The sequence below is a fragment of the Ovoidimarina sediminis genome (genome assembly GCF_032586175.1).
GTDB classification, from domain to species: domain Bacteria; phylum Pseudomonadota; class Alphaproteobacteria; order Rhodobacterales; family Rhodobacteraceae; genus Ovoidimarina; species Ovoidimarina sediminis.
In genome coordinates this window covers 94,270-106,066 of sequence record NZ_JAWHTE010000013.1, presented here as the reverse complement: position 1 = coordinate 106,066, position 11,797 = coordinate 94,270, and the positions used below count along the sequence as shown (strand labels likewise).

Below are 11,797 nucleotides of genomic sequence, written 5' to 3'. Positions count from 1 at the left end.
CGCTATTGAGGTGAAACGACTATAGATTAGGGGAATTTGGGGAAATATACTGGGAATTATGGCGGAGCACAGTGAACTTGATCGAATTGATAGGCGCATATTGGCTGAATTGGCCAATGACGGCCGCCTCACGGTGACTGAACTCGCTTCGCGAGTGGGTCTTTCGAAGACGCCGTGCCAGGCGCGGATGAAGCGGCTGATCGCTGATGGTTTCATCCTGGGGTTCCGCGCGATACTCGATCCTGCGCGTCTCGGCCGCGATCACGTGGCTTTTGCCGAGGTGCGGTTGACCGAAACGACCGAGCCCGCCCTCCGCGCCTTCAATCGCGCTGTACAGGGTGTGCCCGAGATCGAAAGCTGCCATATGATTGCGGGTTCATTCGATTACCTGCTCAAGGTTCGCACTCGCGATATGCGAGACTACCGTCATGTCCTGGGCGAGGTGATTTCGGCGCTTCCGTACGTTGCGGGCACGTCTACCTATGTTGCTATGGAATCCGTGAAGGATGACAGCGTCGCCTCGGATGTGGTCCTCGGCGACATTCTCGGCTGACGTCGGGCGTTGGATTTGTTTCTGGTTTCCGTTCCGGATTTCTGGGCGGGAGCCACTTAAACTTCTGCTCCGCCAAGTCGGTCCCTGTTGCAAACCCGGCGGGCTACTCCGCGCGCTTCTGTGGCGGGATCGATCTGCTTGAGGTGTACGATCTCGATCTGGGAAGAGTTCGCACTGGAGGCGAGAACCCGCATGGCAATTGAAGTTGTTATGCCGCTTGATTGGCCGAAATCCCCCTGGATCTCTGATACCAAGCCAGGCCGTTTGCCTTTCCCGGCTTCACCCGGCAACTCTTCGGCCACCGTCTCGAACCGCTCTTCTCCTGAATTTACCCGCCATTTGCCATGTTGATGCCCTGTTGCGCTGTGAGTTTCAGGCCTGTGAACGAGTCGGAGAGTTCCTGAATGCTGCCGCGCACTCTGGTCAAGATTCTGCGCATGATCGACCCGAAGCCCCTGGTCTTCGTGGCGGCGCTTCTGGCTGCGGTCGGGCTGGTGGCGGGGTATATCGAGGTGCACGAGCAGGCAGACCGCACACTTGCGCTGCGGCAAGGCCCGCCGCCCAAGGCCGCGCTCCAAAACTTCAACATGCTCACTCATGTCGGTCCCGCCGACGAAGTTTTTGTGCAGGCCGAGGCCGATTTCTCACGCGCCACAGTACTCACCCTGCGAGGGATCAATCCCGTCGAACGCGCCGTCGTCGTGCCGCTCTTCGGGTTAAGCGATAGGGGTGAGGCTCAAATCCACTCCCGCGAGGCGGGGGCCGGGGCCCTTACGGCACAGGTCGCCCGTCGAACGGGCGTGCAGGAAGATGTTGAGCGCCCCGCGATCGGGCTAATGTTCTACCCGATCGATGTCGGCGACACGCGCGTTCCCGATGCTGCGCATCTCGTGGATGCTGTCTTCGGTCCGGGTACCCGCGGCACGGTAGTGGAAATCAATGGCCTTCATGTCGACCCGGGCGATTTCACACTAATGGCGGATGGCGCTTTTTCTGTTATGGGGGTCGAACTCTCGGCAGATAACCTGGCAGTCCGCCCGTTTGCGGGTGAAAGGCTGGCCATCTTGGGGGCAGCCCCGTCCTCCGAGACCCACCGGGCTCTCTTCCTTACGGCGATGGCGCTTGTCGCCATTTCGGCGCTCGTCTCGATTGCCCGCGGACGACTGGAAGAGGCTGAAGCAGAGCCCGCAGTTGAAGACGATCAGGGGCCTGAGGGCCCCACGGCTGCGCATCCGAAATTCGCCCCGCTTCCGTCCCAGCGGGAGATCATCGAGGCAGAGCGCGCGCGGGAGTCTGAACCTGCTGAACCGCACTGGGCACTGATCGCAGCCCGCGCCACCCTGCGTGGCACCCTTGCTGTAGTTCAGATGCTGGGGGCCGGACTTGCGGCCGGCATTGCTGGCCTCGCCCGCCACTTCAGAAGTCGACTTGCACGCCGGGAAGACGAAGCTCTCTGACCAGATCGCGCAGCTCCTGCCGCGCGGCGACGTTTGAGATGTTCATCTGACCTGTCACGCCGATATCCCTGAGATCGAGAAGTGTAAGGCCCCGCGGAAAAAGTTCGCGAAAGATCACTCTTTCGCTAAATCCCGCTGTCACGCGGAACCCGATCCTGCGGCCGAGGTCGTCCAGCGCCTCGCCCATCTTCCGCTTGTTGTGCATCGCCTGCGCCCCAAGGCGGTTTCGCACGACCACCCAGTCGATCGGCTCGAGACCTGCCTGGGCCCGAAGCTGCCGTGCGTTCCAAACCATTTCCGAATAAACGGACGGGCCGAGGATTTTGTTCGTTTCGGGATCTGCGCGCGCCAGAAGGTCGAAGTCAATGAAGCTGTCGTTCAGAGGTGTCACCAAAGTATCGGCCAGCGAATGGGCGACCTGGCTGAGGCGTGTGTGCGAGCCAGGGCAATCGATCAGTATGAATTCGCAACTCTCTTCCATTCCCACTACCGCCATCGACAGGCGTCGATCCTGCGCGTGCTCTCCGGGGGCGAGCTTCATGCCGGTTACATCCGGCAGATCGCGATAGTCGGGGCAGGGCAGGTTGAGCCCGTGCCGTGTATTGAAGGCGCGCCGGTTCTCGATATATCGGCCGAGGCTCTTCTGTCTCAGGTCCAGATCAAGCGTTCCGACCGTGTGGCCCATTCGTACAAGGGACGTCGCCACGTGCATCGATGTGGTGGACTTGCCCGAGCCCCCCTTTTCATTGCCGACGACGATGATATGCGCCACGACCCTGCCCTCTTTTGCCCGTCCGGCAGCCCGAACGCCGGTTTGCGCCACTATATGTTGTGTTCCCCCTCAAGGAAAGTGGCGCGCATCAAAGACTGGCCATAGAATGGCGCCTTATCGCTTGATCGGACGTCCAGCATACAGGTTGCGCACCTGCATCTGGACGCCGTTTGCGGGGAAGCGGGTGAAAACGGAGGGAAACCCGTATTTGCGATAGTCCGGGCCGAAGCCCGAGAGACGGGGCCCGACCTGCCAGTAGATTTTCGCGTCGGGGCGCTGGAGCGCGGGCTCGCATTGCAGTTTCCAGGGTTTCGCGCAATCGGGCGGGACGACAGTCTGCTGGTTCTGCCGGGTCAGGACAGGGCGGCCGTTGCAGATCGCTTGCAGGAACCCGTCGCTGCCCTTGGACCACTTCACGAGGATCCGCACGCTGTTCCAGTCCCCCAGCCGGTTTGGCGGGACGCAGACCGCACGCTCGAAGGTCAGGCCCCTGACCGTGTCGAGCTGCAAGTCGTAAATGTGGTTTTTGATCCCCTCGACGCGCCCCCATTCAGCGATTTCGAGCTTGGAATAGGCCGGGGTCGGCCCGCCGTCATAGCGGAAATCCGGGTTCATCCGGAACTCCATGTAATATTCCATAGTCGCGCCGGGGCCGGAATGTCTGGGCGCATATACCCGCGACCGGATATTGCCGTTGAAGCAGTCGCTCTCGCCTCGCCCGTCGCCATACTTCTTGGCGCTGCAGCCCTGAGGTCGGAGCGTAAATGTATAGATCCCCTTGCTGAAGGCTGGCTTCGAGCCGTTGAATTTGTGCGGCTTGAAGCTTTTGGTCTGGTCCTTTGCACCCGCCATGCCCGTGGCGAGGATCAGGGCGGCGATGGCGATGAGAATACGTTTCATGGCTGGCTTCCCGATCGATCTGATGAGCTTAGAGGCAGCGGCGCCGGTCAGTCCACCGTCACTTTCAGGATCGCCAGATCTTGGCCGCGCCGCGGGGCCAGGCCGGGGTGTGGAAGCCGTTGCCCAACCAGACGCCGCGGCCGACGCTGATCGGCGTGCGCCAGACCTTGGCCGCGTGGTTGTCCTTCGAGACGAAATAACGCCATTTGCCGTCTGTTGAGGCCGTCATGTCGAATGGCCGTCACCAGTTCGTGCTGCAGAAGGTTCCGCCCCGGATGCGGTGCCGTCGCCGCTGAAATGGATCAGCCGGGCCGCGAGGGCGGCGGCGGCGAAAAGCGCGAAGGGCAGGGCGGATGACCTTTCATGGCCTCGGGGGAAGGCACGGGGATTTTGAAACGAAAAACGCCGCCCCGGAGGGCGGCGCAATCCGTTGCAGCGATGTCGGGCGATCAGAAGCCCAGACCCTCGTACTTTTTCTTGAATTTCGAGACGCGGCCGCCGGTGTCCATGAGACGGGTGCCGCCGCCGGTCCAGGCCGGGTGCACCGACGGGTCGACGTCGAGCGACATGGTATCGCCCTCGGAACCCCAGGTGGTGCGCATCTGCACGATGTCGCCGTTTACGAGCTTGACGTCGACGGTGTGATAGTCGGGGTGGATATCTTTTTTCATGGCTCGGGTATCCTTCAGGCTTCCGCGCCCGACTTGGGCTTGTAGTGGCTGTCTTCCGCGATCCGGGCCGATTTGCCGCGGCGCGAGCGGAGATAGTAGAGCTTGGCGCGGCGGACGCGGCCGCGGCGCACCACGGTGATCGATTCGATGTTGGTCGAGTGCAGCGGGAAGACCCGTTCGACGCCCTCGCCGAAGGAGATCTTGCGCACAGTGAAGGAGCCCGCGATGCCCTCGCCGCCCTTGCGGCTGATGCAGACGCCTTCGTAGTTCTGAACCCGCGTGCGGGTGCCTTCGGTCACCTTGTAACCGACGCGGATGGTGTCACCCGCCTTGAAATCGGGAATGTCCTTGGCAAGCTCTGCGACTTGCTCGGCTTCCAGCTGTGCGATCAGGTCCATCTGATCCACTCCTATCTGCCCCGGTTGATCCGGAGAGGTGTCTTGCGCCCGAGAGCTCCTGGTCTTCGTTCGGGTCCGCCTGCGCGTTGCGGGCGCCCGCCAGAGATCGGGTCGTCGTTCCTTGCGACATGGGGTTTCGGCGGGGCCGTCATCCGGCGAAGATCCGGGTGGTTGTGACCATGCCAAAACGCGCCCGCCGGGCGGGGCCCGGCGAACCGCGACCGTATAGCCAGCGCGGTGTGGCGGTTCAAGGAAAAACTTGCAAGGCCCGAGGGGGGCGCTGCCCCGCCTCGCGTGCCGCGAGGCCCCCGGGAGTACTTGATGTCAAGACAAAGGCCCGCCCCTTCAGTTTGGTCCAAATACTCCGGGGTGTGGGGCAGAGCCCCACGTCAGGACCTGCGGTTTTGGTATTGCGCCCAGAGATCGGGGCGACGGGCGCGGGTCAGCGCCTCGGCCTCCGCGCGGCGCCAGCGGGCGACGGCGCCGTGATCGCCGGAGGTCAGGACCTCAGGGATCGGGAGGCCTTCCCAGAGTGCTGGGCGGGTATAATGTGGGTGTTCGAGAAGACCCTCGGAAAAGCTTTCCTCCTCGACCGAGGTGGCGTTGCCCAGCACTCCGGGCAGGAGGCGCACCGTGGCGTCTAGGAGGACCTGGGCCGCGAGTTCACCGCCGGTCAGGACATAGTCGCCGAGCGAAACCTCCTCGATCCCGTAATGGTCGATCACCCGCTGGTCGATCCCTTCGAAGCGGCCGCAGATGAGGGTCGCACCCCGGCCCGCCGCAAGGCGGCGGACGCGTGCCTGCGTGAGCGGGGCGCCGCGTGGCGAGAGGTAGATGAGCGGCCAGGCGTCACGGTCGGGCCTGGCGCCGCGGCTTGCGTGGTCGATGGCGCGGCCGAGGATGTCGGGGCGGATCACCATACCCGCCCCGCCGCCGGCCGGCGTGTCGTCGACCTGGCGGTGCTTGCCCTCGCCGAATTGCCTAAGGTCCACGGTACCGAGTCGCCAGATACCCTGGTCCAGCGCTTTTCCGGTGAGGGAGAGGCCCAGGGGGCCCGGGAAGGCTTCGGGGAACAAGGTTATGATGCGGGCCTCCCAGGCACCCTTGAGCGCGGGGCGGTCTGTCATCAGTTCGCGCGGTTGCAGGGTGGCCGAAATCGAGAGGCGGCCGTGGGATTTCTTTGGAGGTTCGGCCATGGCTGGCCCCCTTGGCAGGGATCGGTTGGCGGGCCGTGTAGCGCCGGGGGGCGTGAAGCGCAATCGGGCCGTCCCCGCCGCCTTGGTTCCGCAGAATGGTCATAATGGTCTGAGACGTTCGCGATCGTGATCGCTGAACGAACGGCAGGGTCCCCATGTTATTGTCTTCACGCGGCCCCCGCCTCGCGGGACGAGGAGGTGTTCATCCTGCTGATGGGTCCCTTGGTGAACCTCGCGCTCTGGGCGGTGGCCGGGGTGCTGACGCCGATGGTGCCGGCGGGCGACATGCGCGCGATCGTTGAAGCCTTCGCCTATATGAACCTGTTTCTCGCGGTGATGAACCTGGCGCCGATGATGCCGCTGGATGGCGGCAGGCTGTTCCATCTTTTTCTGCAGACTGTGCTTCCGGATGGGCTGGTCTACCGGACGGCGGGGGGCGTCGGGCTGATCATCTCGATCCTTTGGGTACCGTTTCTGTATCTGGCGATGCTGCGGGTGGGCGTTCTGGTGCTCTTCCTGCCGTCAGTCGCGCTTCACTGGCGGATGTTGCAGGGGCGGGCGGCGGACTGACTGTTTAGAACAGCCCCTCCGGCGGATCGGCGACGATGCGCTGGCCGGCGATGTCGACGGTGGGGACGGCGGCGCGGGTGAAGGGGAGTAGGGCGGTGCCCTTGATGCCCGGCCCCTGGAGTTCGAGGAGATCACCGGCGCCGTGGTTCAACACCGCTTTCACGCGGCCGATCTCGGTGCCGCCGGTGTCGAAGACAGGCAGCCCGATCAGGTCGGCGTGATAGTACTCGTCTTCGTCCGCTTCCGGCAGGCGATCGCGGTGGACGAAGAGACGGGTGCCGCGCAGGGCGTCGGCCTGTTCCTTCGTCGTGATGCCGGAGAGGCGGGCGGCGAAGCCGTTCTTGACCGCGCCGCCGAGTGTCACGTCGAAGTTTCGTGCGCCGTCCTCGGTCGAGAGAGGCCCGTAGGATGCGATATCCTGGGGTTCCGCGCAAAAGCTCTTCAGGCGTACCTCGCCTCTGACGCCATAGGCGCCAGCAATAGCGCCGACACAAACCATTTCACTCATGGCAACCCCCGGCAGACGCCTCGTGTATCGACTGTGCCGCCCGCATCCAGACAGCGTGCCTTGAGGGCCGCGTGCTGAATCTCGGTTCCTGCCCAGAAGGCGACGCCGCAAAGCAGAAGCGTCACCGGGCGCCTGAGCAGGCCAAGGCCGAGAGAATTGAGGAACGGCAAGATTTTCTGAGGTAAGGCAGAGGTTATTCGGCCTTCTCTTCTTCAGAAGAGGCGTCCTCTGCGGGTGCTTCTTCCGCGGGGGCCTCATCGGCTTCCGGCTCAGGCGCAGCTTCGGCTTCGGCGGCAGCAGCGGCCTTGGCGGCTTTCTCGTCGGCGCGTTCCTGGGCTTTCTTTCCGGGTTCCGCTTTTTGCGGGTTGTTGCGCTCTTTCTTTTCAAGCGTGCCGGCGGCTTCGAGCATGCGCGCGATCCGGTCGGTGGGCTGGGCGCCTTTGCCGAGCCAGTATTCGACGCGTTCCATGTTCATCTTGACGCGCTCTTCCGAATCCTTCGGGAGGAGCGGGTTGTAGGTGCCGAGCTTTTCGATGAAGCGGCCGTCGCGGGGCATCCGCGAGTCGGCGGCGACGATCGAATAGAAGGGGCGCTTTTTCGAGCCGCCGCGCGCGAGGCGAATTTTCATGGACATGGATTCAGTCTCCTAGGTTTTCTGCATGTTTTTCATGGTGTTGTATGACTTCCTGAATGATGAACTTCAGAAATTTCTTGGCGAATTCAGGGTCGAGATCGGCCTCTTTCGCCAAAGCTTCGAGCCGTGCGATCTGGGCCGCTTCGCGGGTGGGATCGGACGGGGGAAGATCGTGTTCCGCCTTTAGTTTTCCGACGGCCTGGGTGTGGCGAAACCGCTCGCCCAGGGTGTAGACGAGGATTGCGTCGAGCCGGTCGATGGAGGCGCGATGATCCTTCAGGAGCGCCGCGGCACGTGCGATCGAATCAGTCATTTTGGGATCCTCGGGGAGAGTCACACGGCGTACACTCCCGGTACACAACCTGTGCACAGGGAGAGGGGTAGTTTTGCGCCCCCAGCGTACGGTCCAAGCGCATTTCGGGCCCTTGGTTAAGATTACGTGAACCGGGCGAACGGATCATTGGCGCACCTCCGGCATCGGGTGACGGTAGACGTGGCAGAAATCGAGATCGTCGCTTTCTGGGATCGCGGCACCTTCGTCGCGCCATGCGCCGAGCCGTTCAGCCAGTGCGATAGAGCGCGTGTTCGCAGGGTCGATGTAGCTGACGAGCGAAGGCAGGCCCTGCGTCTCGTAGCACCAGTCGCGGAAGGCCTGGGCCGCCTCAGTCATATAACCCTTGCCCTCGTAGCCTTCATAAAGCTGCCAGCCCAGTTCAGCCTCGGGATAGGGTGGGATGCGGTTCAGTCCGACCTGTCCCACGACATCGCCGGTCTCGGAGTTCACCACGGCAAGTGCGCCCGAGCCATAGAGCCCCCATTGCGCCACGTCCGAGGCGAAGTTGCGCCATGCGCCAAAGAGATCGTAGGGCCCGTCCATGTGGACCGCGCGATCGGACATCATGAGCGCTGCATAAGCGTCGAAATCCTCAGCGATATGCGGGCGGAGCGTCAGGCGCGGCGTCGTCAGTGTGGGGGCGGCGATCATAGGCGCGCCTCTGAAGCACTGTAGCGGTAGACGCGGATCTCGTTCCTGTGCGCGGCCTCAGCCGCCGCATCGCGGGTCGCGCCAAGGCGTTCCGCCAGGCGGTGCGACGCGACGTTGTCATGGTCGATGGTACTGACCAGCGTCGGGAGCGCGAGGACGTCGAAGGCGTGGGCCCGGGCGGCACGGGCGGCCTCGGTGGCATAGCCGTGGCCGGTGGCGGCGTCGCGAAACATATAGCCCAATTCCGGTTCGTGATCGCCCGGCTCGAAGCCCAGAAGGACGAAACCCACGAGCGCCCCATCCTCGCGTTTTTCGACAGACCAGAGACCGTGGCCCCGAAGAAGCCACGTCGCCGTCATCTGGGTGAAGTCGTACCACGCGTTCTCGCGCGTCGGCGCGTCGATCAGGAAGCGACCCTCTGGGCCGGTCGCGATTTCGGCATAGACCTCGAAATCCTCAATCCGTGGCGCGCGAAGGCGAAGGCGTTCCGTCTCGATCTTGGGAAGCTCCGAAGAGAGATGTGCGGCGAAGGCCGCAGCCGGACCAGTTGCGGGGCGTTCATGCGGGAGGGTCATGGGCGATCCTCCGGCGCGGGGTGGCGGTAGACGAGGACGGGAGGGTCGTCCTTGTCCGGCTTCGGTGCGGCATCATCCCGCCAGGCGCCGAGGCGTTCGGCGAGCGCGATGGAGCGGTCGTTGCCGTCGTCGATATAGCTGACCGCGCCGGTCCAGCCGAGGACGTCGTAGGTGTAGTCGCGGCCGGCCCGCGCGGCTTCGAAGGCATAGCCCCTGCCTTCCGCGTCGGGGTTCCAGACGGTGTAGCCGATTTCGTTTTCGGGCCAGTCCTCTGGCATCCAGGGGCCGGCCATGCCAAGCGCGGTGTCGTCGTCCCTGAGCGTGAAGACGAAACAGCCGCAGCCCTTTAGCGCCCACATGCCGGCGGCGTGGGCAAAACCGCGCCACGCCGTGCCTTTCGTACCAGGTCCGCCGATGAAGCGTGCGCGATCCGACATGTAGAACGCCTCGAAGACCGGGTAGTCGGCCAGCTTCGGCGCGCGGAGCGTCAGACGCTCGGTCCTGAGGACCGGGGTATCGGCGAAGTGCGGGGTCATTGCGTGTCTTGCGGCCGGATCACATAGCGGAGCGCGTTTTCGTTCCAGGCGGGCGGCGGTGTTTCGGTATCGAGTTCGCCACCCAGACGTTCCGCGACGCGGATCGACGCGGTGTTCGAGCGATCGATATGGACGGCGATGTGCGACCATCCCTGATCGAAGAGGTGGCTCAGGACGGCGCGGGCCGCTTCCGTGGCGTAGCCCTTGCCGGTGTGCTGGGCGTCCCAGATTGTCCAGGTCATTTCGGTCTCTTCGGCTTCGGCGAGCTTCATCGGGCCGACATGTCCGAAGGCCGGATCGCTCGGCGCCTCGCGATGAGCGATGGCGTAACGGCCGAAACCCCGGAGCGACCAATGGCCGATCATCGAGGCGAAACGTTCGAACACCTTGTCTTCGGAGAGAGGCCCGCCGACGCCGGCGGTACGGTCGGAGGTGTAGTAGGCCAGGTAGCGCGGATAATCCTCTGGCCGGAAGTTCCGGAGGATCAGGCGTGCGGTGCGTATGGGCGGGATGTGGAAGCTGACGGTCATTTCTTCTTCCCAAAGCCGGCGAGCCCCGGGGGCAGCGCCGCGCCGCCGCCGAGGCCCGGAAGGCCGCCCGGGAGGTTGCCGAGCTGCTTCTTGGCGGCCTCGATTTCAGCCTCGGAGGGCATGCCGCCTGCGCCGCCCGGCATGGCGGGCATGCCGCCCTTGCCGCCGAAGAGCCCGGCCATCTGGCGCATCATGCCCTTCTTTCCGCCCTTTCCGAGTTTCTTCATCATATCAGACATCTGGCGGTGCATCTTGAGGAGTCGGTTCAGCTCCGCCACCTCCATGCCGGCGCCTGCCGCGATGCGTTTCTTGCGCGAGGCCTGGAGGAGGCCGGGGTTCGCGCGCTCCTTCTTCGTCATCGACTGGATGAGGGCGATCTGGCGGCGGATGATCTTGTCGTCAAAGCCCGCTTCGGCCATCTGCGACTTCATCTTTCCCATGCCGGGCATCATCCCCATGATGCCTTCCATGCCGCCCATCTTCATCATCTGTTCGAGCTGGCTTTTCAGGTCGTTCATGTTGAACTGACCCTTCTGGAAGCGGCGCATCATGCGCTCGGCCTGTTCGGCCTCGATCGTTTCCTGCGCCTTCTCGACGAGGGCAACGATGTCGCCCATGCCGAGGATGCGACCGGCGATGCGGGACGGTTCGAACGTTTCGAGCGCGTCCATCTTTTCGCCGAGGCCTACGAACTTGATCGGCTTGCCGGTGACCGCGCGCATCGACAGGGCCGCGCCGCCGCGCCCGTCGCCATCCATCCGGGTGAGGACGACGCCGGTGATGCCGATCCGGTCGTCGAAATTCTCGGCCGTGTTCACCGCGTCCTGACCGGTGAGGCCATCGACCACGAGAAGGGTTTCGCGCGGGTTGGCGATGTCGCGGACATCCTCGACCTGGCGCATGAGTTCTTCGTCGATCGAGAGCCGGCCCGCGGTGTCGAGCATGTAGACGTCGTAGCCGCCGAGCGTGGCCTGCTGCTTGGCGCGGCGGGCGATGTCGACAGGGGTTTGACCCGGGACGATGGGAAGCGTGTCGACGCCGATCTGCTGCCCGAGGATGGCGAGCTGTTCCATCGCCGCGGGGCGGTTGGTATCCAGCGATGCCATCAGAACGCGCTTGCCGTTCTTCTCGCTCAGGCGCTTGGCGAGTTTCGCCGTGGTCGTCGTCTTGCCGCCGCCCTGAAGGCCCACCATCAGGATTGGGGCGGGAGGATTGTCGATCTTGAGTTCGCCGGGCTCATCATCGTCACCTGCAAGAACATGGACGAGTTCGTCATGGACGATCTTGACGACCTGCTGGCCGGGGGTGACGGATTTGGTGACGGCCTGGCCGGTGGCCTTTTCCTGCACAGCGCTGACGAAATCGCGCGCGACGGAAAGCGAGACATCGGCCTCGAGAAGGGCCACGCGCACCTCGCGCAGCGCCGTCTTCACGTCGTCTTCGGAGAGCGCACCCTGTTTCGTCAGCCGGTCGAAGACGCCGGAGAGACGTTCGGAAAGATTTTCAAACATG

General features: G+C 63.8%; 17 protein-coding genes. 3 read left to right on the top strand and 14 right to left on the bottom strand.

Annotated features, from left to right (window positions below; translation table 11 throughout):
• The first annotated feature begins 58 nt into the window (after nucleotides 1-58).
• A complete protein-coding gene (locus RXV90_RS15590; RefSeq protein WP_316649792.1) occupies nucleotides 59-553 on the top strand; it encodes an Lrp/AsnC ligand binding domain-containing protein in 495 nt (164 codons plus the stop codon).
• 404 nt (nucleotides 554-957) lie between these two features.
• Complete coding sequence (locus RXV90_RS15585) at nucleotides 958-2,010, top strand: hypothetical protein (RefSeq protein ID WP_316649790.1); 1,053 nt, start codon at nucleotides 958-960, stop codon at nucleotides 2,008-2,010.
• Here RXV90_RS15585 and RXV90_RS15580 read toward each other — a convergent pair.
• From RXV90_RS15580 to trmD, 6 genes are all read right to left on the bottom strand, one after another.
• On the bottom strand, nucleotides 1,970-2,782 hold the full coding sequence (locus tag RXV90_RS15580; protein ID WP_316649788.1) for a division plane positioning ATPase MipZ: 813 nt from the start codon (nucleotides 2,780-2,782) through the stop codon (nucleotides 1,970-1,972). The genes RXV90_RS15585 and RXV90_RS15580 overlap by 41 nt on opposite strands.
• 114 nt (nucleotides 2,783-2,896) lie before the next feature.
• Complete coding sequence (locus RXV90_RS15575) at nucleotides 2,897-3,682, bottom strand: hypothetical protein (RefSeq protein ID WP_316649787.1); 786 nt, start codon at nucleotides 3,680-3,682, stop codon at nucleotides 2,897-2,899.
• A 64-nt stretch (nucleotides 3,683-3,746) separates the two neighbouring features.
• Nucleotides 3,747-3,911, bottom strand: a complete 165-nt coding sequence (locus tag RXV90_RS15570; RefSeq protein WP_316649786.1) for a hypothetical protein — start codon at nucleotides 3,909-3,911, stop codon at nucleotides 3,747-3,749.
• Nucleotides 3,912-4,131: 220 nt separating this feature from the next.
• Nucleotides 4,132-4,353 carry a 50S ribosomal protein L31 gene (rpmE, locus tag RXV90_RS15565; RefSeq protein WP_316649785.1) on the bottom strand — a complete coding sequence of 74 codons (222 nt, stop codon included), beginning with the start codon at nucleotides 4,351-4,353 and terminating at the stop codon, nucleotides 4,132-4,134.
• 14 nt (nucleotides 4,354-4,367) lie between these two features.
• Nucleotides 4,368-4,751, bottom strand: a complete 384-nt coding sequence (gene rplS / locus RXV90_RS15560) for a 50S ribosomal protein L19 (RefSeq protein ID WP_316649784.1) — start codon at nucleotides 4,749-4,751, stop codon at nucleotides 4,368-4,370.
• A 389-nt stretch (nucleotides 4,752-5,140) separates the two neighbouring features.
• Nucleotides 5,141-5,947, bottom strand: coding sequence for a tRNA (guanosine(37)-N1)-methyltransferase TrmD (trmD, locus tag RXV90_RS15555; RefSeq protein WP_316649783.1), 807 nt, complete (start codon nucleotides 5,945-5,947; stop codon nucleotides 5,141-5,143).
• A gap of 198 nt (nucleotides 5,948-6,145) precedes the next feature.
• Here trmD and RXV90_RS15550 point away from each other — a divergent pair, with 198 nt between their 5' ends.
• Nucleotides 6,146-6,517, top strand: coding sequence for a site-2 protease family protein (locus tag RXV90_RS15550; protein WP_316649782.1), 372 nt, complete (start codon nucleotides 6,146-6,148; stop codon nucleotides 6,515-6,517).
• Between the two features lie 4 nt (nucleotides 6,518-6,521).
• On the opposite strand, the gene rimM is transcribed toward RXV90_RS15550, so the two are convergent.
• From rimM to ffh, 8 genes are all read right to left on the bottom strand, one after another.
• On the bottom strand, nucleotides 6,522-7,025 hold the full coding sequence (gene rimM / locus RXV90_RS15545) for a ribosome maturation factor RimM (RefSeq protein WP_316649781.1): 504 nt from the start codon (nucleotides 7,023-7,025) through the stop codon (nucleotides 6,522-6,524).
• Between the two features lie 193 nt (nucleotides 7,026-7,218).
• Nucleotides 7,219-7,659: a 30S ribosomal protein S16 gene (rpsP, locus tag RXV90_RS15540; protein WP_316649780.1), complete on the bottom strand. Its 441-nt coding sequence runs from the start codon at nucleotides 7,657-7,659 to the stop codon at nucleotides 7,219-7,221.
• Nucleotides 7,660-7,663: 4 nt separating this feature from the next.
• Nucleotides 7,664-7,972: a chorismate mutase gene (locus RXV90_RS15535; protein WP_316649779.1), complete on the bottom strand. Its 309-nt coding sequence runs from the start codon at nucleotides 7,970-7,972 to the stop codon at nucleotides 7,664-7,666.
• Between the two features lie 144 nt (nucleotides 7,973-8,116).
• Complete coding sequence (locus RXV90_RS15530) at nucleotides 8,117-8,644, bottom strand: GNAT family N-acetyltransferase (protein ID WP_316649778.1); 528 nt, start codon at nucleotides 8,642-8,644, stop codon at nucleotides 8,117-8,119.
• Nucleotides 8,641-9,219: a GNAT family N-acetyltransferase gene (locus RXV90_RS15525; protein WP_316649777.1), complete on the bottom strand. Its 579-nt coding sequence runs from the start codon at nucleotides 9,217-9,219 to the stop codon at nucleotides 8,641-8,643. The genes RXV90_RS15530 and RXV90_RS15525 overlap by 4 nt, the downstream gene beginning before the upstream one ends.
• Nucleotides 9,216-9,755, bottom strand: a complete 540-nt coding sequence (locus RXV90_RS15520) for a GNAT family N-acetyltransferase (protein ID WP_316649776.1) — start codon at nucleotides 9,753-9,755, stop codon at nucleotides 9,216-9,218. Before RXV90_RS15520 ends, RXV90_RS15525 begins: the two co-directional genes overlap by 4 nt.
• Nucleotides 9,752-10,285 (bottom strand): GNAT family N-acetyltransferase, encoded by a 534-nt coding sequence (locus RXV90_RS15515; protein WP_316649775.1) that lies wholly within the window; start codon nucleotides 10,283-10,285, stop codon nucleotides 9,752-9,754. The genes RXV90_RS15520 and RXV90_RS15515 overlap by 4 nt, the downstream gene beginning before the upstream one ends.
• Nucleotides 10,282-11,796 (bottom strand): signal recognition particle protein, encoded by a 1,515-nt coding sequence (gene ffh, locus RXV90_RS15510; protein WP_316649773.1) that lies wholly within the window; start codon nucleotides 11,794-11,796, stop codon nucleotides 10,282-10,284. The genes RXV90_RS15515 and ffh overlap by 4 nt, the downstream gene beginning before the upstream one ends.
• Between the last annotated feature and the right edge of the window lies 1 nt (nucleotide 11,797).